Origin of the sequence: Mycobacterium sp. ITM-2016-00316, assembly GCF_002968335.2 — a bacterium.
In the GTDB taxonomy this organism is placed as follows: domain Bacteria; phylum Actinomycetota; class Actinomycetes; order Mycobacteriales; family Mycobacteriaceae; genus Mycobacterium.
In genome coordinates, this window is the sequence record NZ_CP134398.1 from 1,343,788 (window position 1) to 1,368,700 (window position 24,913).

Annotated in this window: 21 protein-coding genes; 19 read left to right on the forward strand and 2 right to left on the reverse strand. The window is 68.1% G+C overall.

Annotated features, from left to right (window positions below; genetic code table 11):
* Positions 1–206 precede the first annotated feature (206 nt).
* The 7 genes from C6A86_RS06485 (at position 207) to C6A86_RS06515 (ending at position 8,410) form a co-directional block, all read left to right on the forward strand.
* A complete protein-coding gene (locus C6A86_RS06485) occupies positions 207–1,784 on the forward strand; it encodes an FAD-binding protein (RefSeq protein WP_105366111.1) in 1,578 nt (525 codons plus the stop codon).
* Between the two features lie 2 nt (positions 1,785–1,786).
* Positions 1,787–2,911, forward strand: a complete 1,125-nt coding sequence (locus C6A86_RS06490; RefSeq protein WP_105366112.1) for a Rieske 2Fe-2S domain-containing protein — start codon at positions 1,787–1,789, stop codon at positions 2,909–2,911.
* 124 nt (positions 2,912–3,035) lie between these two features.
* Positions 3,036–4,202 carry a glycosyltransferase gene (locus tag C6A86_RS06495; protein WP_105366113.1) on the forward strand — a complete coding sequence of 389 codons (1,167 nt, stop codon included), beginning with the start codon at positions 3,036–3,038 and terminating at the stop codon, positions 4,200–4,202.
* Positions 4,203–4,288: 86 nt separating this feature from the next.
* Entirely contained in the window at positions 4,289–4,966 is a 678-nt protein-coding gene (locus C6A86_RS06500; protein WP_105366114.1) for an acyltransferase, read from the forward strand.
* A complete protein-coding gene (locus tag C6A86_RS06505) occupies positions 4,966–6,108 on the forward strand; it encodes a glycosyltransferase family 4 protein (protein WP_105366115.1) in 1,143 nt (380 codons plus the stop codon). Before C6A86_RS06500 ends, C6A86_RS06505 begins: the two co-directional genes overlap by 1 nt.
* Complete coding sequence (locus tag C6A86_RS06510) at positions 6,105–7,286, forward strand: lipopolysaccharide biosynthesis protein (protein ID WP_105366116.1); 1,182 nt, start codon at positions 6,105–6,107, stop codon at positions 7,284–7,286. The genes C6A86_RS06505 and C6A86_RS06510 overlap by 4 nt, the downstream gene beginning before the upstream one ends.
* Positions 7,283–8,410, forward strand: coding sequence for a glycosyltransferase (locus C6A86_RS06515; protein ID WP_105366117.1), 1,128 nt, complete (start codon positions 7,283–7,285; stop codon positions 8,408–8,410). Before C6A86_RS06510 ends, C6A86_RS06515 begins: the two co-directional genes overlap by 4 nt.
* On the opposite strand, the gene C6A86_RS06520 is transcribed toward C6A86_RS06515, so the two are convergent.
* Positions 8,407–9,903: an O-antigen ligase family protein gene (locus C6A86_RS06520; RefSeq protein WP_158263337.1), complete on the reverse strand. Its 1,497-nt coding sequence runs from the start codon at positions 9,901–9,903 to the stop codon at positions 8,407–8,409. The two genes, C6A86_RS06515 and C6A86_RS06520, sit on opposite strands and share 4 nt — an antisense overlap.
* A 181-nt stretch (positions 9,904–10,084) precedes the next feature.
* Between C6A86_RS06520 and C6A86_RS06525 the strand changes: the two genes are divergently transcribed.
* The 10 genes from C6A86_RS06525 to C6A86_RS06570 all read left to right on the forward strand — a co-directional run bounded on the left by C6A86_RS06525 (position 10,085) and on the right by C6A86_RS06570 (position 22,381).
* Positions 10,085–11,545, forward strand: coding sequence for a polysaccharide biosynthesis tyrosine autokinase (locus C6A86_RS06525; protein ID WP_158263338.1), 1,461 nt, complete (start codon positions 10,085–10,087; stop codon positions 11,543–11,545).
* A gap of 4 nt (positions 11,546–11,549) precedes the next feature.
* Entirely contained in the window at positions 11,550–12,800 is a 1,251-nt protein-coding gene (locus tag C6A86_RS06530; protein ID WP_311101060.1) for an alpha/beta hydrolase, read from the forward strand.
* Positions 12,797–13,543, forward strand: coding sequence for a YveK family protein (locus C6A86_RS06535; protein ID WP_142407094.1), 747 nt, complete (start codon positions 12,797–12,799; stop codon positions 13,541–13,543). Before C6A86_RS06530 ends, C6A86_RS06535 begins: the two co-directional genes overlap by 4 nt.
* A 7-nt stretch (positions 13,544–13,550) precedes the next feature.
* Positions 13,551–14,810: a lipase family protein gene (locus C6A86_RS06540; RefSeq protein ID WP_233213254.1), complete on the forward strand. Its 1,260-nt coding sequence runs from the start codon at positions 13,551–13,553 to the stop codon at positions 14,808–14,810.
* Between the two features lie 53 nt (positions 14,811–14,863).
* Positions 14,864–16,150 carry an acyltransferase gene (locus tag C6A86_RS06545; protein WP_105366123.1) on the forward strand — a complete coding sequence of 429 codons (1,287 nt, stop codon included), beginning with the start codon at positions 14,864–14,866 and terminating at the stop codon, positions 16,148–16,150.
* A complete protein-coding gene (locus C6A86_RS06550) occupies positions 16,150–17,403 on the forward strand; it encodes a lipase family protein (protein ID WP_105366124.1) in 1,254 nt (417 codons plus the stop codon). The genes C6A86_RS06545 and C6A86_RS06550 overlap by 1 nt, the downstream gene beginning before the upstream one ends.
* Before the next feature lie 810 nt (positions 17,404–18,213).
* Entirely contained in the window at positions 18,214–19,746 is a 1,533-nt protein-coding gene (locus tag C6A86_RS06555) for a sugar transferase (protein ID WP_396834845.1), read from the forward strand.
* A 41-nt stretch (positions 19,747–19,787) separates the two neighbouring features.
* On the forward strand, positions 19,788–21,053 hold the full coding sequence (locus C6A86_RS06560; protein ID WP_233213256.1) for a lipase family protein: 1,266 nt from the start codon (positions 19,788–19,790) through the stop codon (positions 21,051–21,053).
* Entirely contained in the window at positions 21,043–21,852 is an 810-nt protein-coding gene (locus C6A86_RS06565; RefSeq protein WP_105366125.1) for a biotin--[acetyl-CoA-carboxylase] ligase, read from the forward strand. Before C6A86_RS06560 ends, C6A86_RS06565 begins: the two co-directional genes overlap by 11 nt.
* A 10-nt stretch (positions 21,853–21,862) precedes the next feature.
* Complete coding sequence (locus tag C6A86_RS06570) at positions 21,863–22,381, forward strand: PH domain-containing protein (protein WP_105366126.1); 519 nt, start codon at positions 21,863–21,865, stop codon at positions 22,379–22,381.
* Here C6A86_RS06570 and C6A86_RS06575 read toward each other — a convergent pair.
* On the reverse strand, positions 22,336–23,046 hold the full coding sequence (locus C6A86_RS06575; RefSeq protein WP_105366127.1) for a GtrA family protein: 711 nt from the start codon (positions 23,044–23,046) through the stop codon (positions 22,336–22,338). The two genes, C6A86_RS06570 and C6A86_RS06575, sit on opposite strands and share 46 nt — an antisense overlap.
* A 150-nt stretch (positions 23,047–23,196) precedes the next feature.
* Between C6A86_RS06575 and C6A86_RS06580 the strand changes: the two genes are divergently transcribed.
* Positions 23,197–24,378: a 5-(carboxyamino)imidazole ribonucleotide synthase gene (locus tag C6A86_RS06580; RefSeq protein WP_233213259.1), complete on the forward strand. Its 1,182-nt coding sequence runs from the start codon at positions 23,197–23,199 to the stop codon at positions 24,376–24,378.
* Position 24,379: 1 nt separating this feature from the next.
* Complete coding sequence (gene purE / locus C6A86_RS06585) at positions 24,380–24,907, forward strand: 5-(carboxyamino)imidazole ribonucleotide mutase (protein ID WP_105366128.1); 528 nt, start codon at positions 24,380–24,382, stop codon at positions 24,905–24,907.
* Positions 24,908–24,913: the final 6 nt, after the last annotated feature.

Here is a 24,913-nt window from a genome sequence, read left to right on the forward strand (position 1 = left end):
TTTGCACATTGCTGTGCATCGAATCCGCTAATGCGTTTGCTCGACGGGAGCGTCAATAAAGCGATATCCAGCGGGCAGATGATCTGGAATGGCCAGTCTATTGCAATGGAGGTCAAGTTTGCTGTCGCCGGGGCCGGGCGGTCGCCGCGCCGACGGTGCGGGCAATCCGCCCGCACGGCTGCGCGGCGCGTGCTAGTCAGGGGAGTGTGACCGAGGGCTGGGATGAAACCGTCGACGTGCTGGTGGCCGGGTCGGGAGCGGGCGGGGCGACCGGCGCCTACACCGCGGCGCGCGAAGGGCTCTCGGTGACCCTGGTGGAGGCCTCCGACAAGTTCGGCGGCACCACCGCGTACTCCGGGGGTGGCGGAATGTGGTTCCCGTGCAACCCCGTTCTGCTGCGCGCCGGTGTCGACGACATTCTCGAGGATGCGTTGGAGTACTACCGGGCCGTGGTCGGGGACCGGACACCGGCGGCCCTGCAGGAAACCTACGTCCGCAACGGGGCCCCACTGATCGAGTACCTGGAAGCCGATGAGCTGCTGAAGTTCTCGCTGCTGCCGTGGCCGGACTACTTCGGCAAGGCGCCCAAGGCGCGCGCCGACGGTATGCGCCATATCACCGCCAAGCCGCTCAAGATCGCCGCCGCGCCCGAGCTGCGTGAATCGGTGCGGGGGCCGCTGGACGCCGACCGTCTCGGCCAACCGCAGCCCGCGGACTATTTCGTCGGCGGGCGGGCACTGATCGCCCGGCTGCTGACCGCCACCGCCCGCTTCCCCGACACCTCGGCGCGCCTGAACACCGCGCTGGTCGAGCTGGTGGTCGACGGCGGCGACGTCGCCGGGGCGATCGTCGAGGCGGGCGGGCAGCGGCGGGCGATCCGCGCCCGTCGGGGCGTACTGCTGGCCGCCGGCGGCTTCGAGCACAACGACGAGATGCGGGCGCACTACGGCGTGCCGGGACACTCGCGGGACACCATGGGGCCGTGGGGAAATCGCGGTCTGGCTCACCTGGCCGGCATCGCTGCCGGCGCCGACACCGACCTGATGGATCAGGCGTGGTGGTCTCCCGGCCTCTGCCATCCAGACGGAACGTCGGCCTTCGCGCTGTGGTTCACCGGCGGTATCTTCGTCGATGATCGGGGCCGGCGGTTCGTCAACGAATCGGCCGCCTACGACCGGCTGGGCCGCGGTGTCCTCGACGCGGTATCGGCCGGCACGGTGACGCTGCCGTACTGGATGGTCTACGACGACCGTGAGGGCGTCGTCCCGCCCGTCAAGGCCACCAACGTCTCGATGGTCGCCACCGAGCGTTACGTCGAGGCCGGATTGTGGCGGACCGCGGACACCCTGGAGGGGCTCGCCGCCGAGATCGGGGTGCCGCCGCACGAGCTGGTCGCCACGGTGGCCCGGTTCAACGCCCAGGTGCGCGCCGGCGTCGACGAGGATTTCGGCCGCGGCGAGGAACCCTACGACCGCGCCTTCAGCGCCGGGCAGTCGCCACTGGTCCCGATCGAGCAGGGGCCGTTCCATGCCGCCGCGTTCGGGGTGTCCGATCTGGGCACCAAGGGCGGATTGCGGACCGATACCGCGGCCCGGGTGCTGGATTCCCGAGATCGGGTGATCGGGGGCCTCTACGCCGCGGGCAACACCATGGCCGCGCCCAGTGGCACCGCCTATCCCGGCGGCGGCAATCCGATCGGAACGAGCATGCTGTTCAGCCACCTGGCGGTGCGAGACATGTTAAGCAGGAGTGATGAGCGCTTGCGCGAAGAGCAGAGCATCTGAGCATGACTGAGATCCGGGAGATCGACGCCGGCACGTCGATGACGCGGTTCGCCCGCGGCTGGCACTGCCTGGGCCTGGCCGAGGAGTTCCGCGACGGGCAACCGCACGGTATCGAGGCCTTCGGCACCAAGCTGGTGGTCTTCAGCGACTCCGCCGGCGAGGTGCACGTGCTCGACGCCTACTGCCGCCACATGGGTGGTGACCTGTCCCGCGGCGCCGTCAAGGACGACAACCTGGCCTGCCCGTTCCACGACTGGCGCTGGGGCAGCGACGGCAAGTGCACGCTGGTGCCCTACGCCAAGCGCACCCCGAGACTGGCGCGCACCCGCACCTGGCCCACCCATGAGGTGAACGGTCAGCTACTGGTCTGGCACGACCCCGAGCGTTCCAGCCCGCCACCGGAACTGGCGCCGCCGTCGATCGAGGGCTACGCCGAGGGGCTGTGGTCGCCGTGGCAGTGGAACTCGATGCTCATCGAGGGCTCGCACTGCCGCGAGATCGTGGACAACAACGTCGACATGGCGCATTTCTTCTATATCCACCACGCCTACCCGACCTTCTTCAAGAACGTCATCGAGGGCCACACCGCGAGCCAGTTCATGGAGTCCAAACCGCGCCCGGACTACATCGCGGACCCCGACAAGCTCTGGGACGGAACGTATCTGCGGTCGGAAGCCACCTATTTCGGTCCGGCCTACATGATCAACTGGCTGCACAACGACCTCGCGCCGGGATTCACCGTCGAGGTGGCGCTCATCAACTGCCACTACCCGGTGACGCACAACTCGTTCGTGCTGCAGTACGGCGTCGCGGTGCAGCAGATGCCCGGTCTGCCCGCCGACAAGGCAGCCAAGCTGGCCGGGGCGATGAGCCGGTCCTTCGGCGACGGATTCCTCGAGGACGTCGAGATCTGGAAGCACAAGACCCGCATCGACAACCCGCTGCTCACCGAGGAGGACGGTGGTGTCTACCAGCACCGCCGCTGGTATGAGCAGTTCTACGTCGACGTCGCCGATGTCACCGCCGAGATGACCGACCGCTTCGAACTGGAGGTCGACACCACCCACGCGTTCGGCATCTGGAAACAAGAGGTCGACGACAACCTGGCGAACCTGGCGGCCCGCTGAGTCCCTGCACCGGGGGCGGCGGGTGACGGGTCGGCATGGCGAACACCGGTCGGCTAACGTCACCTGAGCAACCCGACGTCGGCCGCACCGACGCGCCCATGTCGTATTCGCAGGAGGAATTGTCGTGCCCGACGACCAGAGCGCGCCACCGCACCGCTACGACGGGGTGGACGGGCCGCGGGTGGCGATCGCGCACGATTACCTCACCCAGCGCGGCGGTGCCGAGAAGGTCGTGCTCTCGATGAGCAAGGCGTTTCCGGACGCTCCCATCTACACCCTGCTGTACGACCCGGACGGCACCTATCCGGAGTTCGCCGATCGCGATATCCGGGTGTCCCCGCTGAACCGGGTCGCGGTGTTCCGCAAGCACCACCGGGCTGCGCTGCCGGTGCTGCCATTCGCGGCGGGCGCGATGTTCGTCGACGCCGACGTCGTGGTGACCAGCAGCAGCGGCTGGGCGCACGGCTTCCGGACCGACGGCGCCAAACTCGTGCACTGTCACACCCCGGCGCACTGGCTCTATGCGCTGGACCACTACCTCAAACCCGACGGGGACCGGTTGAAGCGGGCCGCGCTGAAAGTGGGTTCGCCGCTGCTGAAGTCGTGGGACCGGCGCGCGGCGATGTCGGTCGACCGCTACCTCGCGGTGTCGACGGCCATCAAGCACCGCATCAGCGCCGCCTACGGTATCGACGCCGGTGTGCTGCCCTCCCCGATCGCGATGAAACCGCACACCGCCTCCGAACCGGTACCCGAACTGCAGGACTGGGCCACCGAAGGGGGCGCCCCCTTCTACCTGTGTGTGTCCCGGCTGATGGCCTACAAGAACGTCGATGCCGTCGTGGGGGCCTTCGCGAACACCGATCGCCGCCTGGTGGTGGTCGGCCACGGCCCGGAGGCCGCGCGCATCGAGCGGATGAAGACGCCCAACGTGCGGATGCTCTCGGCGCTCACCGACGGCCAGATGGCCTGGCTGTACCAGTCGTGCCGAGCGTTGATCGCGGCCAGCTACGAGGATTTCGGGTTGACCCCCATCGAGGCTGCGGTGTCCGGGCGACCGGCCGTGGTGCTGCGCTGGGGCGGCTTCCTGGATACCGTCATCGAGGGCACGACCGGGATGTTCTTCGACCGGCCGGCGGCGGACTCCATCGCCGACGCACTCGACCGCTTCGAGGCCTGCCGATTCGACCCCGACACCCTGCGGGCGCACGCCGAACGGTTCACCGAGCAGCGGTACGCGGAATCGCTGTACGCCGCCGTCGACGAGCTGACCGGCACCGGAGAATCCTGAACGGGCCGGGTAACGGCCAACCGCGCGGCGCGACGCTGCTCGGCTAGTTATGGTTGACGCGAATTTCTCAAAGGAGCACAACACCTATGACCGGAGTACCAGCGTCGGCAGATCCGGCAGACGTCGCCCGCAAGGTTGCCGCTGCTCCCGATCTGCACATGCCGCCGCCGCCCGAGTGGATTCTCGACGAGAACAACCGGGTCATCGACTACAAGATGCAGGGCATGACCCGCGGCCGCAAGATCCGCAACCGGCTCGGTGAGCTGTTCTTCAACAGCTTCGTCACCTACATCCCGTCGCACACCATCCGGCAGGGATTCCTGCGGCTGATGGGTGCGCGGATCGGAAAGCGCACCTCGATCCTGCGTGGCACCACGGTGCTCGACATCGAGTTCCTCACCATCGGTGACGGTGTGGCGATCGGGTTCCGCTGCCTGCTGGACTCCCGCGCCGGCCTCTACATCGGCAACAACGTGACGATCGCCAGCGACGTGCACTTCATCGGCGGCGGACACGACATCAACCACCCGGACTTCCTGCCGGTTCCGATCCCGACCGTCGTGCAGGACTATGTGTGGATCGCCAGTCGCGCGATGGTGCTGCCCTCGCTCATCCACCGCGGCGCCGTGGTGGCCGCGCATGCCGTGGTCAACAAGGACGTCGAGGAACTCTCGATCGTCGGCGGCGTACCCGCGAAGGTGATCGGAAAGCGTCCGGCCGACTCGCTGGGGTACACCAACAATCACCGCCCGCTGTTCTACTGATGGGTGCGGCGTCGGTCCCGTTCGTTGATCACCGGCTCGTCTTCGTCGCGCCCGACGAGGGCCAGACCGCGGTCGGCGACTACGCCCAGGACCTGGTGACCGCGCTGCGCCCGCATTTCGGGGAGATCGTCGAACACCGCACCGCCGGGCCGGGGCAGGACAGTCTGGCCGATCTGCGCCGGCATCGTGCGCAGGTGCGGCGGCTGGTCGCCGACGGCCCGCCCGGGCGGACCCTGGTGCACGCCGAGTTGTCCACCGGGGTGTTGCCCACCTTCTGGGCCGTCGCGGGCCTGCGGGGCGTTCCCGTCACCTCGACGATCCATGATCCGCCGCAGGGTCTGTGGTTCCTGGCCCGCACCCGGAGCATCGCCAAGTCCCGGCTGCTCACCCACGGCATCCACTACCCGCTGCGGCCGCTGTCCCAGGCCATCGAGGGCCGGGTGCACGGGGACCGGACGCTGATCGCGCTCACCGAGACCGGCAGGCAGTCGATCGAACGCACGTATCCGCGCACCACCACCTTCTACGTGCCGCACCTGGTGCGGGACCGGCCCGCCGTCAGGCCGGCCGAGGAGCGACCCAAGGCGGTCGGTTTCTTCGGGTTCGTCTACCGGGGCAAGGGTTTCGAGCAGATCGCCCGGATCCGTGACCTGCTGCCCGCCGATATCGCCATCCGGGTCGCCGGACGCGGCACCGAAGCGCTGCCGCGGGCCGAGGGCATCGAGATCCTCGGCGGCGTCGACGGTCCGGAGGAAGACGCGTTCTTCGATTCGGTGCGCGCCATCGTCGTGCCCTACGGCAAGCGGCACTTCTACGCCGAGACCTATCCGGCCTCCGGCGTGGTGGCCCACGCGATGGCCTACAGCACCCCGGTGGTGTGCACCGGGTACGGTTCGCTGGCCGAATTGGACAGTGCGCACGGTGTTCTCAACGTGAGCCCGCGCGGCGAGGGCGACGACGCCGTCGCCACCGGACTGGCCGAGGGCATCGAGTCGCTGCTCAACGATCCCACCCGGCTCGCCGAGTTGGGGCGCAACGCCGACCGGACCCGCCAGGAGCGTTCGGCCGAGCGGACCGCCGATGCGCTCGTGCAGATCTGGACGCGGGTCCTGGCCGGACAGAGGAAGCGCCTGAACGGGTGAGCGAACCGATCGAGCCGGTGGCGCCCGCACCCACCTCACATCACCTGATGCGCACCCTCTGGGCGGTGTTCTGGCTCTACGGCGGACGCGGCGTCGGCCTGCTGTGGACGGTGATCATCATCGCCCAGCTCGGTATCGCCGACTACGGGCAGTACGGCATGGCGTATGCCGCCTTCTCGTTGATCGGCCCGCCGCTGGACAACCCGTTCGCGGTCCGCGCGGTGCGCGAGTCGCAGGAACGGTTCCTGCGCGAACGGGCGACCCGGTACCTGCTCGGCCTGACGTTGATGGTGGCCGGGGCGGCCCTGGTCGAGGTCAGCTACATCGCCTGGTTCGGGCTGTTCGTGGCCGGCGGCGAGATCATCTTGAAGGCCTACCAGAGTCACTGGGCGCGTGACGGCCAGCCCCAACGGGTCGCGCAGCTCGACACCATCCGTCAGGTCACCAGCGTGATGTGCGCCGCCGCATACGTTTTCCTGGTCGACGACCCCACCCTGCAGATCGCCAGCATGTTCCTGGTGGCGCCGTATGTCGTGATCGCCGTCATCGTCGGCTTCTCGGTGCTGGGGCCCCGCCCCGGTATGCCCGGGCCGCCCAAACTGATCGCCATCCTGATCGGCGAGATGCTGGGCCTGGCCGCCTACCTGCAGGGCGATGTGCTGCTGCTGGGCTGGCTGACCAATGACACCATCGTCGGCTACTACGCACTGACCGTCACCGTGACCATCGCGATCGTCGCCGTCGGACAGTCCTTCGGCATGTCCTACAACCGCTCTCTGCGCGAAGGCGACGGCCAGCTGGCGGCCGGGCCGCCGCTGAAGAGCACCCTGATCCTCGGCGGCGTCGCCGGGTTGTTGGTCCTGATCGTCGGCGTGGTCATGCTGTTCACGCCCGCCCCGACCGAACTCGCCGTCGCGATGATCATCATGAGCCTGTTCTGCGGGATGCGGACCATCACCTCGGTGTTCCAGGCGGTGCTCTACCTGCAGCGCCGCGACACGACCCGGCTGGTGGCCAACCTCAGCCTGCTGCCGATCAAGCTGGGGCTGGTCGCGCTGCTGGCGGTGGCGGGCGCGGTCGGGGCCGCGATCGCGACGGTGATCGCCGATGCTCTGCTGCTCGCCATTTACGCCTATGTCCTCTACCGCACACCCCGTGTCAGAAAGGCGCCGGAATGACCAGGGCGACGTTCCTGCTGTCGAAGGACCCCGTCGCCGAGCACGGCGGGGACGTGGAGCTGTCCCGGCTGGTGATGCGGCTGGCATCGGATTCGCACGACGTGTCGGTGATCTGTCTGTCGCATCAGCCGCCGGGCCGCACGACCGCCGATCTGGTCGACGGCGGTGCCGTGGTGCAGCGGGTGGCCAAGTCCGGCGTCCAGCCGGTGCGGCTGCTCAAAGACACCGTGCGCAGCGGACGCAGCCTCGCGCATGCGCGTTTCGACCATGACGAACTGGTGGCCGCGATCTCCGCGTCGCCGGCCGATGTGTTCGTCGCCGAGCACAGTTACATGGCCGAATCGTTCCTGCGCAGCGACCAACGCGGCGCGGCGCGCTTCGTCGTCAACACCCATGTCAGCGAGTCGCTGGTCTGGCGGGCCACCCGCGGGGTGCTGGGGCGGCTGCAGGTGGGCAGGCTGGTGCGCGACGAACTGCGGGTGGCCCGGGCCGCCGACGCGGTGGGCACCTATGACGCGCAGGAGGCGGAGTTCTACCGTGCCAACGGTGTTCCGTCCGCGCGGTGGCTGGACCTGACGCTGCCCCCGGCCGCCCAGGTCGACGTGTCGGCGACGCCGCGGCGGCTGGTGCTGATGGGCACCCGGGACTGGCCGCCCAACCAGGAGGCCTTCCTGACCGCCCTGCGGCTGTGGCCGCAGATCTCCGCGGGTATCGCGGGCGCCGAACTCTGCGTGATCGGCGCCCGACACGCCAAGGCCAAGGCCCCGCACTATCCCGACGGTGTGCGCGACCTCGGCTTCGTCGACGATCTGGCCGGTTTCCTGGGGACCTGCCGGGCCATGATCGCGCCGATCAGCACCGGCGGCGGGGTGCGGGTGAAGATCCTCGACGCGGCCAGGATGGGGCTGCCGGTGGTGGGCACCACCGCCGCGGTCGGGTCCCTGGGCGATCTGCTGGAACTCGGTGTCCACGACGAGGACGCCGACTTCGTCGCCGAATGCCGCCGGCTGCTGCTGGATCTGCCGGCCGCCACCTCGGCGGGGGAGCGGCTGTACGCGCTGAACAGCCAGTACTGGCAGCAGCGCCGACCCCACCGGGCGATCGAGGCGTTGCTGGCCGGCTAGTACCCGCGCACGCCGACCGCTGCCGCCGCAGGCACCGGCCGGGTCGCCTCCGCGATGCGCGTCTCCAGCGCCGAGCGTTCCTTGTCCTCCCGCCGAAGTTGATCGGCGTAGGCCAGGAAGGTCAGGAAAATGGTGTACAGAAACACGATCTGCGGGATGACCACCACCGGGTGATCGAGATTCAGGGCAACGACCGAAAATCCGATGAATACGCCGCCATAAAGCGCGCCCGGTAGCGAATTCGATCGCAACAACCGGTAACCAATTACGCACCCGATCACGACGACCGCCAGAAAAGCCGCACCGACGAAGATGCCGCCGCGGTGAATCGCGATCAACGGGGCGTTGGACACGAAGTTCTCGATGAAGGCGTATGCGCCGTCCTTGAACTCGCGTTGCGACCAACCCCAGCCGAACAACCAGTGCCCATCCATGCGTCCGGGGAACTCCCGGATCGAGTCCACCCGGTCGGTGGCGCCGGCGTCATTGGAGCTGAGCGTGCCCATCAACCGGGTGCGCACCGAGGGCACCATGAAGGCCCCGATGAAGGCCAGTGTCAGCGTGCCGACCAGGATTTGGCGATCGCGTGAGCGCATCGGGTGGAACACGAAAACCAGTACGACACCGACCAATACGCTGACGATGGCCGACCGGCTGAGCGTCAGCGCGATCGCCGAACCGAGGATCGCGGCCAGTACCACGCGGCGCCAGCCGGTGAAGACGATCATGGCGATCACGAACGAGATGACCAGACCGATACCGGCGGCGTTGGGGTCCAGCCACAGCCCGCCGAGCCGGCTGAAGGCCTGGCTGTCGGCGGCCACCTGGAATCGGTCGGTGCGCGGCAGATTCGAGGTGCCACCGGTGAAGAAGAAACGTTCGGTATTGGCCACGGCATAACCGAAGATCCGGAACGGCTGCAGCAGTATCTGATTGGAGCCCAGCACGATGGACCCGATGCCGATCAGCGCATTGAAGCTGGCCGCATAGACGAAGATCCGGCCGAACTTGGCCAGATGCTCGCGCGGCAGCGCGAGCAGCGCGAAGAAAGCGCCTGTCGCGATCGCCCATTTGGTGTAGTCCAGGATGTTCACGATCGAGCTGAACGTGACCACCATCGACACCGCCGAGATGACGACCAGCACCAGCACACTCTTGGCCAGTGTGCTGCCCAGCACCGGGAAGCGTTTGGCGGCGTTGGGATGGACCAGGGCCGCCACCAGAGCGCCGCCGGCGAACGGCAGATACAACGGTAGGTGGACCCCCGGGAAGTAACCGAACGGCAGCGAGCCGACGGCGATCGCCATACCCCAGTACAGCCACAGCGGGTGGCGAAGTCCGATGTAGACACCGACCGCCAGCGCGATCAACCCGCCGACGGCCATGATCCCGAGTTTGCCGCTGAGCGCCACCGCGCCCGCGACCAACGGGACCAATATGATGATCGCGGCTCCGACCAGCAGGTCGGGCCGCGTGGACGCGCCGAGTTTCATTGCGGGCTCGTCTTCATTGCGGAATGATCCTCACGGCTTTACCGCACCGTCGTTGCATTTAACTATCCTTGCACCGACTCAGCTGGCCGCGCTACAGGGGCGCTCGGCAAAGTGTGCAGCTACTGTTGTTGACGCTATCGTTGCATTGTTGCGGCGATCCCAGAGCGAATGGAGTGCTCCCTTGGCCATCGGTGATTACCTGCGAATTTTTCGCCGGTTGTGGTGGGTGGTGCTCTTGGCGACGCTGATCGGCGTCGCAGTGGGCTACGCGACCACCCTCTTCTCGACCACGCAGTACTCATCGACGACAAGACTTTTCGTCACCACTCAGAGCGGCACCTCGGTGGGCGACGCCTACCAGAACAACCTGTTCTCCCAGGAGCGCGTGTTTTCCTACGCCGGTCTGGCCACCAGTGACCAGGTCGCAGCGCGAGCCATCGATCAGCTCAAGGCACCGCTGACCGTCGACGAACTACGCGCCAAGATCACCGCTGTCCCGCTGCCGCAGACCGTGTTGCTGGATGTCACCGCCACCGATCCGGACCCGGCCGCCGCGCAGCGCTACGCCAATGCCGTTGCCGACCAACTGGTGAACGTGACCGCCGAGCTGGAGACCTCGCGGCGCGGCGGTGAGGCCGCGGCCGCCGCTGTGCTCGTCGACGACGCCAGCTACGGAACCGAAGTGGCCGCCATGGGCCTGACCACCCGCCTGGCCGCCGGCGCGGTGGGCGGCCTGGTGCTCGGGGTGCTGCTGGCGATCGGGCTGGGTCTGTCGGACACCAAACTGCGCCGTCGCGAACGCATGGAGGACGTCACCGGCATCCCGCTGCTGGGCACACTGGTGGCCGACAAGCAGAGCCGCGACGGCATCATCGACATCGACTCCGGCGGCCTGGCCGTCGAGCGTCTGCGCGAACTGCGCACCAACGTGCAGTTCGCCCGCAATGCCACCGGCCAGCATCCCCGGGTGATCGCCGTGACCAGCCCGTCCCCACAGGACGGCCGGTCCTCGACGGCCATCGACCTGGCCGTCGCGTTCGCCGAGTCGGGCCACTCGGTGGTCCTGGTCGACGGTGACCTGGTGAATCCGGAACTGCCGCAGCTGCTCGGGCTGGACTCCGGCACCGTGACACAGGCGGGCACGAAGGGCTTCACCACACTGCTCGCCGGCCAGCACGATCTGTCCGAGTCACTGATCGAGGTGCCGCAGTCCGGGTTCGCGTTGCTGCCGTCGGGTCCGGTGCCCTCGGTGCGCCGTGAGTTGTGGGGCGATCAGCGGGTGCAGCGGGTGCTGGAGCTGCTGCGCGGACACTTCGACTACGTCATCATCGACACCCCGCCGCTGACCAAGTACGCCGACGGCGCGGTGCCCGCCGCGCTCGGTGACGGTGCACTGGTGCTCGGCCGGCTCGGCCACACCAAGACCTCGGAGCTGCGCAAGGCGCTCAAGGTGCTGCAGACCGCGCACGCCCCGGTACTCGGTGTGGTGGCGACCTGCGAGCCCGGACATCGTCGTGAGCTGTCCGCCGACCGCAAGCACCAGGGCGGTGCTCATGCCGCCGCCGCATCGCCGGCCGCCTCCGAGGATGACGCCGACAGCCGCACCGCGAGGTCGCAGGCCTCATCTCGCACCTCGGGATAACGGCGTGCCGAGTCTGATTCGTGGTGCGGCGGTCGTGTTCGTGGCTGTCGTACTGGTGACGTCATGCGCCCCGGCCGAGGCGCCGGCACCACCTCCGGGCTCGGACACCGTGGCGATCAAGACCTTCATCCCGCCCTTCGATGGCAAACCCCGACTGCCACCGCCCGATATGAACGATGACGGGCCGGGGTCGCTGGTATCGGTCGAACCGATGAGCGGCAGCGAACTGCTCAACCAGGACGACGCGACGTACATGCGCGTCGTCTACCGCTCGACGTCGGGCGTGGACGGATCGCCGACCGAGGTCTCCGGTGCGGTCGCGATCCCGCCGGGCGATCCGCCCAAGGGCGGCTGGCCCATCCTGGCCTTCGGGCAGGGCACCAAGGGCGTGCTGAACAAATGCGCGAGCAGCCTCTACGGCAGCCTGCCGCTGAACGCCTGGACGATGTCGGTGTTCGTCCGCTCGGGCTTCCTGGTCACCGTCTCGGACTTCCAGGGCGCCGGGGTCGAGGGTTACCAGCACCCGTTCCTCAACGCCAAGACGTACGGCTACAACGTCATCGACTCCGTGCGTGCGGCGCGGCGGGTCGGCGCCGAAACCAGCGACCGCTGGCTGTCCTACGGCCACTCGGCAGGCGGACTGGCGGTATGGGCGGCCGCCGAACAGGCCCCCACCTACGGTCAGGGACTCGACCTGCTCGGCACCGTCTCGATGGCACCGGCCGCCGACATGTCCGGTCTGGCCGACGCCGCCTGGGAGGGCACGCTGACCCCCGATCAGCGGGTGACACTCGTGTTCGCCCTGCAGTCGCTGAAGTGGTTCAACCCCGAGATGAATCTGGACAATTACCGGCGCGGCACCACCGCCGAGAACTGGGATCAACTGCTCGACTGCATCCCACCGAACTTCGACGACATCGCCAGGGTGCGTGGGTTGATGACCAACGAAGACCTCCGGCCCGCCACCTACGAGGATGTCGTCTGGTTGCGTGAGCGCCTCGCGGAAATCGCTGTGCCACAAGCCCCCAACACCACACCGATGGTCGTCGGTTACGGCACCCAGGACATGCTGGTCAATCAGTCCTGGTTCGAGCAGGCACTGGACCGGGCCTGCGCGATGGGCAGTTACATCGAGATCCGTAAGGGACCCGGCAAGGGGCACGCCGACCTGGACAGTGGTTTCACCCTGCCCTGGCTGATGGATCGCCTCGACGGCGCCGAGCCGCCGCCCAACGATTGCCTGAGCCGAAATTGAGGGCCCCGGTCGATGTGCCACGGGCGCGGGATTATCTGACGATCGTCGCCAGGGGCTGGGTGGTGATCCTGCTGGCCACGCTGCTGGCGCCCGCCGCCGCGTTCGGCATGCAGAAACTCACCGCCGAACGCAGTTACACCGCGTCGGTGCTGCTGTTCGCGCAGGTCGCCGGTGACCCGGGCACCTACTCGGCCTACGCCGGCGGGATCGGGGCCAACGGCCGGATGTCCACCTACGTGTCACTGGCCCAATCCTCGGTGATCAGCGAGCGCACCATCGAGCAACTCGGGTTGCCGCTGACCCCGGCCGAACTCGCGGCCAAGGTCACCGCGACGTGGGAGCCCTACGGCGTCTCGCGGTTCGGGCGGCCCTCCTCGGCGCTGCTGCGGGTCGGGGTGACGGGCACCGATCCGCAGACCACCATCGACACGGTCAACACGCTGGCGTCGGTGCTGATGAAGATGTCCGGCGAGCTGGAGTGGGTCGAGTCCGAGCCCACCGATCCCATCCAGTACACCGGCCCGGCGGCCGAACTCGTCGCCGTCGACCCGGCGACGGTTGCGCACGAGGTCCAGCCCGATCTGACGAATACGCTGCTGGTGGCGACCGGCGTCGGCTTCGCGCTCAGCCTGGTGCTGGTGCTGGCGTTCGGGCTCAGCCGTGACGAGGTGCTGACCGGCAGCCAACTCCGGTATGCCGCCAACTCGTCCGCCTCCTCCAACGGCGAGCCCACCAGGTCTTAGGAGCTCGATGGCACACATGATCTGCGCGAGGACGACACGTAAGGCGCTGGCGAGTTCGCTGCTGGCGCTCGCATTGGTGGTCGCGGGCTGTTCGGAGCCGGACCCCGGCCCGTCCGCCGCGGTGGTCTCGGAAATCCAGCTGCCCGCCGACTATTCGGCCACCGGGCCCGGTGCGCTCGTCAGCGCCACCCGGCTGCCCACCATCGATCGCCGGCTGCTGCGGGTCACCTCTGTCGCGGCCCACATCACCTACAACTCGACCTCCGGTGTCGACGGCAGCTCACAGGTCGTGTCCGGCAGCGTGTTCGCTCCGAGCGGCACCCCGCCCGAGGGCGGCTGGCCCGTGATCGTGTTCGGTCACGGCACCACCGGTGTGCTCTCGGAATGCGCGCCGTCGCTGTCGCCCACCCTGCTGGGTGCCGCCGGGGCGGTGCGGGCGCTGGTCACCCTCGGCTACATGATGGTGGTTCCGGACTATCAAGGTCTGGGCACCATCGACAGCTACCACCCCTACCTGGATGCCACCACGGCCGGGTACAACATGATCGACGCGGCCAGCGCGGCCCGCAAACTGGTCCCCGATTCGTCGGACAGATGGGTCGCCTTCGGGGTGTCCCAGGGCGGCCAGGCGTCGTGGGCCGCCAACGAGTTGATCGCCGGCTACGGTGCACAGGACACCCGGCTCATCGGATCGGTGAGCGTGTCGCCCGCGGCCGATATCACCGGCATGGCGGATATGGCCGCCGAGGGCATCCTGTCCCCGCAGCAGCGGATCGCCATGGTGCTCATCCTGTCGTCACTGCAGAACGCACATCCCGACTTCGATCTCGACGATTACCGGCGTGGCCTGGTCGAAGAGAAGTGGGATCTGCTCGCCGGATGCTCCACCGTTGCCACCGAGGATCGGCTCGCGGTGGCCGAGCAGATTCCGCCGGAGGACCTGCGCCCTTCGACCCCCGAGGCCCTGGACAGGTTGCGCGGGTATCTGAACCAGATGAGCGGTCTGCCGCGCGCGCCGGCCAGCGCGCCGATGTTCGTGGTGCACGGTGACGCCGATGACGTGGTTCCGGTGGTGTGGACCACCGAAGCGGTCCGAAGAGCCTGCGACATGGGCGATACCGTGGCATCCTTCATCGCTGGTGGCCGGGGACACGGTGACTTCGATCCCATCGTGTCGCTGGACTGGATCATGAAGCGGTTCGACGACGCGCCCGCCGACAGCACCTGCGCGGTCGAGGGCGGGCCGTCGATCCTCAAGACCACCTAGTCGAGACCACCACATCGGACGGGCATCCTGACCACCGCGACCGGAGAACGCTCATGACAGACACCAACGCGACGCGCGGTGGCGCGGGGGCCTCCGGCGTGCCGGCCGTCGAGTCCCAGGTGGTCGCCAGTTCGCCGACGCATACCAGGATCATCGGCCTCGACGGTATCCGCGGGCTGGGCTGTCTGGCGGTGGTGATGGGCCATGTGGCGCTGAGTTATTCGCCGGTCACCCACGACAAGGCCTTCCTCGGCGTGCTCGGTCTGGCGCTCATCCTGTTCTTCGTGCTCAGCGGATTCCTGCTGTTCCTGCCCTATATCCGCCGGCTGACCAAGGACCGGGCGAAGGCCGCCATGCCGGACACCAAGCAGTACGCCCTGCACCGGGTCTTCCGGGTCTTCCCCGGGTATCTCACGATCTTCTTGATCTGCAATTTCGTGCTCCAGGTGGCGTACGTGCAGAATTCGGCGATCCAGCCGCACGGCACCGACGCCGGCACCGGGATGATCACCGACCCATGGGAGCTGCTGGCGAATCTGACGCTGACGCAGACCTACATCCCCGAGTACGTGCAGACGGGGATCAGCCCGGCCTGGTCACTCACTTTGGAGATCGCGTTCTACGCGGTGCTGCCGTTGTTGGGTTACCTGCTCTTCGCGCTGCGCAAGCGCACCGATCTGAAGCCGTTGGTGCTGGCCTGCCTGGCCCCGGCCATCCTGCTGGTGCTCGGCATCGTGGGCCGACTGTTCGCGCCGCTGGTGTTCTCGGCCACCGGCGCGGACACCGTGATGATGCAGAACTGGGGGCCCACCTGGGCTGCGGTGTTCATGCGCAGCTTCATCACCAATGCGGACCTGTTCGCCTACGGCATGTTCGCCGCGATCCTGTTCGTCGCGATCGAACAGGGTGTCATCTCCGTCCCGGCGGCCAGGCGCATCCACCTGCTGTGCTTCCCGCTGCTGCTGGTGTCCTTCGCCGCCGCGCTCGTGCTCGCGGTGAAGGGCACCGTATTCGCCACTGCCGGAATCGGCTTCGTCTCCGCGGTGTTCATCGCGATCGTCGTTCTGCCGTTGGCGCGGGGGAAGGATTCCCCGATCGCGCGTTTCCTGGACCTGAAACCGTTCCACTTCGTCGGCGTGATCTCACTGTCGGTGTACCTGTGGCATTACCCGGTGTTGTTGCTGCTGGGCCGCTACGACCTGGCCGCCGGCGACTCCTGGAGCGGCATGTTCCGTAATGTTGCGGTGGTGGCCGTCGTGACGATCCTGCTGTCGACCATCACCTACTACGCCGTGGAGCGTCCGGGCCTCGGTCTCGTCAATCGGTTCCGGAAGAATTGATGCGCCGCTACCTGGTGCCGGCCGGCATCGTGCTGGCTGTGCTGATCCTGGTTGCCGCCGCGGTGCTGGTGGTATCCCCGTCCGCCCGCCAGACCGTGGGCCTGTCGGGTGAGCCGCCCGCCGCGGCGCTGCCCCAGCCGATCGACGGTGCGGACCTGTCGGGCAGCGGCGCCGGTTCGCTGGTGAGCGCGATGTCGATGCCCGAGTTCAGCCGCAGCCCGCAGGGGTCGGCGCTGAACTCCGCACGGGTCGTCTACCGCTCGACCAACGGTGACACCGGCGAGCCGACGGTGGTGTCCGGTGCGGTGTTCACGCCCGGCGGTGGCGCGCCGGCCGGGGGCTGGCCGGTGGTCGCCTTCGGTCACGGCACCCTGGGCATCGACGAGCCCTGCGGGCCGTCGCTGTCGGCGACACTGCTCGGTCTGACCGATTGGGTGGTCAAGCTGACCGAACTGGGATTCGCCGTGGCGTTGGCGGATTTCCAGGGACTCGGATCCCCGGGGATCCATCCGTATCTGGATTCGCGCACCGCGGGCCGGAACATGATCGACTCGGTGCGTGCGTTGCAGCGCACCTTCCCGGATGTCTCGGACAGGTGGGCCGCACTCGGCGGCTCGCAGGGCGGTGGTGCGGCGTGGGCGGTGGGGGAGCAGGCCGGGACGTACTCCCCGGAGATGCTTCCGCGCGGAGTTCTCGCGCTGGCGCCCGTTGCCGATATCGCGGGTCTGGTCGACAAATCCGTCGACGGCACGTTGACCAAGGAACAGGTCGCAGCGTTGGTGCTGGTCGTCGAATCGCTGGCCCGGCTGCACCCCGAGATGAACCGGGACGACTACCGCAGCGGTGTGGCGGCCGAGAACTGGGACATCCTGATCGCCTGCTCCGGTGATGCGGTACATACCCGGGAGGCGGTGATCGACCGGCTCGAATCCGATGACCTGAAGCCGCGGACGCCGGAGGCCGCCGAGCAGTTGCGGGGCTACCTGCGGCAATGGGCGCTACCGCAGCAGCCGCTGGCGGCGCCGATGTCGGTCGTGTACGGCGGTGCGGACGAATACATCGACCCACGCTGGACGACGGATGCGCTGGCCCGCGCCTGCGAGCTCGGCGGCACGGTGGTGTGGGACTTCCAGCCCGACAGGGGCCACGGCGACCTGGAGGTGGCCGATCAACTGGGCTGGTTGGCAGAACGGCTCGAGGGGCTGCCGATGCAGCGTCCAGCGGGGGAAGCGGCCGCCAACGCGTGCGGTTAGTCCGCGGAAGGCCCGCCGCGGACACGGGTAGCCGGTCCGGGCCCGTCGAACAGCGCGCACGGGCAATTGCCTCGCGCCTCCGCAGCGAAGCCGTAGGAACCTGTTCGCGGCCCGGGCAGGGCGATGTGTCAGACACTGCCAATTCGGTGCTCCGGTAGGACACGATTCGCTATTCGGGGAATGGCAATCCAGGAATGGCACGAATGTGCCGATCCAATTGGTACGGATGATGCCGGAGTGAATTGGTGGGTTGCCACCACCGCCAATCGTGCAGCGCTGCCATTGGGCGGGTTCGACCGTCCGCGGCGCTGGTCGGGCGTTTGTCGGGCCATCGCGGCGGGTACCGGATACTCGCGATCGCAAGCACTCCGGGGCCGCCGGCCGGTGGTGTCTCGCAACGTCGTAGCGGAATGTCCGTCGGACCGTCACCGCACCGCGGGAGGTCAGGACAGGTTGCCGGAGGCAGGTCCTGCGGCTAAGCCACCGCGCAGGTGAACCTTGCGCGCACGCGCAGTTTCAGCAATTGCTCTGGACGCGACCCCCCGGGCGCCATGGGATCTTGATTCAGGTGTAACGCGTCGGCAACCCGGGCGATAACCCTTGAGTACATCCATTTAACAGAGACCGTTTAGCCTTAATCACCTGGTCAAATCGTCGCGAGCGTCAGTTTTTATCGACTCGCCCGCGCGCGGGGGCACGGCAGAACGAGATCGTATCCACCGGCGAATTTGCGTCGGCGTCAGCCGAAGGGTGGATATTTGGGCGGAAATGTTGCAAGAAGCAGGAAACAAAGCGATAGTCTTAGGCAGCATGCTTGGACCGGTGCAGCAAACGAAGGTGGACGCGCAGGTGACGTTGGTGAGAGAGACGGAGGCGCCGATCGCTCTGGTGAGCGCGGCGCCGGCCCGCGACCACGACGGACTGCAGTGGCAGCGGCGCTACGGATTGGCGCTGCTGATCACCGATGTGGTCGTCGTGGGCGCGGCCATGGCCTGCGCCCAGATGGTGCGCCTGGGCCGCCCAGTTACCGATTTCGATCCGCTCACCAAGTACTTCGGCCTGCTGTCGGTGATCTTCGGCTTGATCTGGCTGGGTTTGCTGACGGCCTACCGCAGCCGTTCCCCACGGATCGTCGGAGCCGGTATCGAGGAGTACCGCCGGGTGCTGTCGGCGACGCTGGCGACGATCGGCGTCGTCGCCGTCACGCTCATGATCTTCCGGCCGGAGTACGCCCGCGGGTATCTGGCGCTGGCCTTCCCGCTCGGTCTCGTCTTCCTGGTGCTGGGCCGCGCCGCCTGCCGCCGCGTCCTCGGCTGGTACCGCAAGCGTGGACAGTGCGTCAATGCTGTGGTGGCGGTCGGTAACGCGGCCGCGGTGCGCAGCCTGGTCCAGTCCCTCGACCGTGCCTGGGGTTACGGCTACTCGGTCGTCGGCGTCTGCCTGACCGGCCGCGTCGGCGGCGGCACCCTCGATGTGCCGGGCGTGGGCCCGCTGCCGATCCTGGGTGACGAACATCAGGTGGAAGAGGCGATCGCCAAGGCCAACGCGGACACCGTCGCCCTGACCACCACCGAGCACCTCGGCCCCGAGGGCGTGCGGGAGCTGTCCTGGGATCTCGATCGACTCGGTGTCGACCTCGTGGTCTCACCGGGCATGGTCGATGTCGCAGGCCCGCGTCTGACCATGCGTCCGGTGGCCGGCCTGAACCTCATCCACGTGGAGAAGCCGCAGTACAGCGGCACGACGAAGGTGCAGAAGCGCGCGTTCGACATCTTCGTCTCGCTGTCCGTCCTGACCGCCGCGTTCCCGCTGCTGCTGGTCAGTGCCATCGCCATCAAGCTCACCAGCCGTGGCTCGATCTTCTACATGTCCGAGCGCATCGGTCTGGACGGCAAGCCGTTCCAGATGATCAAGCTGCGCACGATGGTGGAGAATGCCGACAAGTTGGTCGCCAGTCTCGCCGACATGAACGAGATGGACGGCGGTGTGCTGTTCAAGATCCGCCGCGACCCCCGGGTCACCGCGGTGGGCCGGATCCTGCGCCGCTACAGCATCGACGAGCTGCCCCAGTTCATCAACGTGCTGCGCAAGGACATGAGCGTGGTCGGCCCGCGGCCGCCGTTGCCGTGTGAGGCCGACGCCTACACCGATCAGGTCCGCCGCCGTCTGCTGGTGCTGCCCGGTATCACCGGCCTGTGGCAGGTGAGCGGTCGCGCCGACCTTTCCTGGGACGATTCGGTGCGCCTGGATCTGTCCTACGTCGAGAACTGGTCCATCAGCGGTGACCTGCTGATCGCCATCAAGACCGTGCGCACCGTGCTCGGTGGCACCGGCGCGTATTAAGGGGCACTGGCCCGGTTTCGACCGTCCGGTAGCGTAGGGACGTGCGGCTTTCCCGGAGCAATGACAGGCCGCGTTGGCTCACCCGCACCGCCGTCGCCGCCACCATCTTCGTCGTCGTCTTCGCCCAGATCCTGCTCGGCCGTGCACTATTGCCGTTCGCGGTGCCGCTGGGCCTGGAGTTCGTGAACAGCTTCCCGTCCTCGGGAGGGCCGCCCGTCGCCGTGGACACCGCCGATCTCACCGACGCCGGGCCCGGCTCGCTGGTCACCGCCACCACCATGCCCGGGGTGACCCGTCGGGTGGAGGCCCGGGACCTGCGCGCCGCACGGGTGCTGTACCGCTCCACGTCCGGTGACACCGGAGCGCCCACGGTGGTCTCGGGTTCGGTGTTCACGCCCAAGGGGACCCCGCCACCGGGCGGCTGGCCGGTGGTGGCCATCGGCCACGGCACCGTCGGCATCGACAATCCCTGTGCGCCTTCACTGTCGGACACCATGCTCGGTGCACTGGCCTTCGTGACACCGTTCATCGATCGCGGTTTCGCGGTGGCGGTGCCCGACTACGAGGGACTGGGCGCCAAGGGCATTCACCCCTACCTCGATGCCAGGACCGCCGGTCTGAACATGATCGACAGCGTGCGGGCGCTGCGCCACACCTTCCCCGAGGTCTCCACCACATGGCTGGGCTTCGGCCACTCACAGGGCGGTGCGGCCACCTGGGCGGCCAATGAACAGGCTTCGGTCTACGCCCCCGAACTGCAACTGCTCGGCACCGTCGCGGCCGCCCCCGCCGCCGATGTCAGCGGTTTCGTGGACAAGTCACTGCGCGGCGAGCTCACCTCCGACCAGGTGCTGGCCATGCCGGTCATCGTGGAATCGCATGCACGGCTGAATCCGGAGCTGAATCGCGACGATTTCCGGGCCGGAGCGGCCGCGCAGTACTGGTCGGTGCTCACGGCCTGCCAGGCGCCGCAGATCTATGAACGCCAGGCGGCCGCAGAACATCTGCGCCCCGAAGATGTGGCGCCGCAGTCGGTGGCCGCGGCCGACCAGCTGCGAGGGCTGTTGCGCGACTGGGCACTACCGCAGCGTCCGCTGTCCGCACCGCTGTCGGTGTGGTACGGCGGGGCCGATACCCTTGTCGACGCGGAGTGGACGGCAGCGGCCATTGCGCGCGCATGTGCCATGGGAGGAACGGTGACAGTGCAGTTCGAACCGGACAAGGGGCACGCGGGTGTCGATCTCGCGAGTCAATTGAATTGGATGGCAACCCGATTCGCCGATCAGCCGGTGCCCAATGACTGCTGATCCGCTGCGCCTGCCACTGGACCCCGACGCCCTGCGCGCCGAGCTGCCCGCGCCCTGGAGCCGGCTGGACATCGTCGAGGAGACGGGCTCGACCAACGCCGATCTGATCGCGCGGGCGGCCGCCGGCGAGGACATCGCCGGCGCGGTGCTGTTCGCCGAACACCAGAGCGCCGGCCGCGGCCGGGGCGGGCGGGTCTGGACCGCGGTGCCGCGCGGACTGGTCATCGTCTCGGTGGCCATCTCGGCCGACGGTGTCGACGAACACCTGTGGGGACTGCTGCCGCTGCTGGCCGGCGTCGCGGTTTCCGACACGCTGGCGGCCGTCGGTATCCAGGCCGGCGTGAAGTGGCCCAACGACGTCCTCATCGACGGCGCCAAGATCGCCGGCATACTCGCCGAGGTCGCCTCGCCCAAGCCGGTGGTGGTGCTGGGCATCGGGCTGAACGTGGAGGTGCGGCCCGAGGAGATCGGTCAGACCCAGGCCACCTCCGTGCGTGCGCTCGGGGTGAGTGCCGGGCGCACCGAGATCGCCCGGATCCTGTTGCGCGAGCTGGGCACCCGCATCCGGGCCTGGCAGGCGGGCGGGTCCGCAGCGCTGCTGGCCGACTATCGGGACCGCAGCGCCACGCTGGGCAGGCCGGTGCGTGCACTGCTGCCCGGCGGCAAGGAGATCGTCGGCACCGCGACGGACGTCGATGCCCAGGGTCGGCTCTGCATCGACACCGGCGACGGCACCGAGGTCATCGCCGCGGCCGATATTGTGCATTTACGCCCGCTATCCGGTGAGGTGTTTGAGTAGAGTCCACACCGTGGGCTATCCGGAGAACGTGCTGGCCAGAGACGAGCATGTGGTGCTGCACCGGCATCCGCACTGGAAGCGGTTGCTCGGGCCCGCGCTGGTACTGCTGGCGGCCAGTGCGCTGGCCGCGTTCGGGGCAGGCTGGGTGAACCAGACCGACTGGGACGACAACGCCAAGCGCATCATCTTCGGCGTCATCGCCGCGCTCTGGTTGGTGCTCGTCGGCTGGCTGACCATCTGGCCGTTCCTGACATGGTGGACAACGCATTTCGTGATCACCGACCGCCGGGTGATGTTCCGTCACGGACTGTTGACCCGCAGCGGTATCGATATCCCGCTGGCCCGGATCAACAGTGTCGAGTTCAAGCACGGTGTGCTGGACCGGATGCTGCGCACCGGCACGCTGATCATCGAGTCCGCGTCACAGGACCCGTTGGAGTTCTACGACATTCCGCGCGTCGAACAGGTGCATTCCCTGCTCTATCACGAAGTCTTCGACACCCTCGATTCCGAGGAATCGCCGAGCTGATCGGCGTCGCGGACACGTCTGCGCAGCGGGGTGACCGTGTTCTCGTTGCCGGTGCCGTTCTCGCCGAAGTCCCGTCCGGCGCTCTGACCCAGCTGGCCGTGATGCTCGGCATGGTCCTCGAAGGCCTCGGCGATGCCGCCCGCGGTCAGCGTCGACTCCAGCGCCTTCTCCGGGTTGCGCCCGTGCTCGTCGGGGAACACCCAGCGGCGGAACGCCCAGAACCGGAACGCCATCTGCAGCAGGTTGCCGATGATGTAGGCCGAGATGAAGTCGGCGATGTTCTCCACCGTCAGCGACACCTCGGGGACCCGCAGGCCCAGCACATAGCTGGAGAAGTAGAGCGGGGCCATGGCCAGCACCACGCCGACGCCGCTGACACCGAAGAACAGCAAGGCCTCGTGGTGACGTTCCCGGCCGCCGCGGTCCTTGAAGCTCCATTCCCGGTTGAGAATGTAGGACGCGATGACTGCCACGATGCCGGCGATGATCTTGGCCGTCACCGGCTTGGGCTCGAGAATGGTCAGCTTCAGCGTGTAGAAGATCACCGAGTCGATGACGAACGTCGTCGCGCCCACGAGGGCGAACTTGATGAGCTCATGGTGCCGCTCGGCGAAGGGCCGGATCGGGCGGGGTAGCCGCGCAATCGTGGCATCAGCGAAGGACACGAGGAGCAAGTCTACGGAAACACCCTGCCGAAGGTGAACCTGTGCAGGTCACCGCCGGTACCGGTCGGCCCGGATGCGGGTCGCGCGGGGCATGACAACATATGTGCCGTGCCCCGAACGCCCAGTGACTCCCGAGCGCCCGTCGTCGCGATGATCGGCGGGGGCCAGCTCGCCAGAATGACCCACCAGGCCGCCATCGCGCTCGGGCAGACGCTGCGCGTGCTGGCCGCCGGACCCGACGATCCTGCGGCACAGGTCACACCCGATGTGGTGATCGGCGCGCACACCGACCTGGACGCGCTGCGGCGCGCCGCGCAGGGGGTCGCGGCGCTCACCTTCGACCACGAACATGTGCCGACCGAGCACCTGGAACAGCTGGTCGCCGAGGGCGTGACGGTGGCGCCGCCGCCGCAGGCCCTGATCCACGCCCAGGACAAGCTGGTGATGCGCCGCCGGCTGCAGGCCCTCGGCGCACCCATCCCGGCGTTCTCGGCGGTCGCGACCGTCGATGATGTCGATGCCTTCGCGCAGCGGACCTCTCGACCGGTGGTGGTCAAGACCGTGCGCGGCGGCTACGACGGCCGTGGCGTGGTGCTCACCCGCGACCTCGCGCACGCCAGGGAGGCGGTCGCCGGCTACCTGGCCGACGGTGTCGAGGTCATGCTGGAGGAGCGGGTGGCGATGCGCCGCGAGCTCTCCGCGCTGGTGGCGCGTTCCCCGTTCGGGCAGGGCGCGGCCTGGCCGGTGGTGCAGACCGTGCAGCGCGACGGCATCTGCGTGGAGGTCATCGCACCGGCGCCCGGCCTGCCCGCCGAGATCGCGGCCGGCGCGGAGGCGCTGGGCCTGCGGCTGGCCTCCGAACTGGGTGTCGTCGGCGTACTGGCGGTCGAACTGTTCGAAACCGAGACCGGTGAGATCCTGGTCAACGAGCTGGCGATGCGCCCGCACAACTCGGGGCACTGGAGCATGGACGGTGCCCGCACCGGCCAGTTCGAACAGCACCTGCGGGCGGTGCTGGACTATCCGCTCGGCGATACCGCGGCGCTGGCCCCGGTGACCGTGATGGGCAATGTGCTCGGTGCCGCCGAGACTCCGCAGATGTCGATGGACGAGCGGGTGCACCATCTGTGCGGACGGATGCCCGACGCGAAGGTGCACCTGTACGGCAAGGGGGAGCGGCCGGGCCGCAAGATCGGGCACGTGAATCTGGTGGGTGCGCCCGGTGGATCTCCTGATGACCCGGAATACGTTGGGGCGCTGAGGGAAAGAGCGCAGCGCGCAGCACACTGGCTGTCGCATGCGCAGTGGACGGACGGATGGGACGGGCATTGAGATGACAGAAGTCGACACCTTGGCCGGCCCGCGGGTCGGGGTCATCATGGGCAGCGACAGCGACTGGTCGGTGATGGAGGACGCCGTGCTCGCGCTGGCCGAGTTCGACATCCCCTTCGAGGTCGGTGTCGTCTCGGCGCACCGCACGCCGGCACGGATGCTCGATTACGCCCAGAAGGCGGCGGCCCGCGGTATCCAGGTGATCATCGCCGGTGCGGGCGGGGCGGCGCATCTGCCCGGCATGGTGGCCGCCGCGACACCGCTCCCGGTGATCGGGGTACCGGTGCCACTGGCCCGCCTCGACGGCCTGGATTCACTGCTGTCCATCGTGCAGATGCCCGCCGGGGTGCCGGTGGCGACGGTGTCCATCGGCGGAGCCCGCAATGCCGGCCTGCTCGCGGTGCGGATTCTCGGCGCGTTCGATCCCGCGCTGCGCGCCCGGATCGAGGCGTTCCAGGCCGACCTGGAGAAGATGGTGCTGGCAAAGGATGCCGCACTGCGGGACCGGCTACTGGGTGGCACGGATTAACCGCTA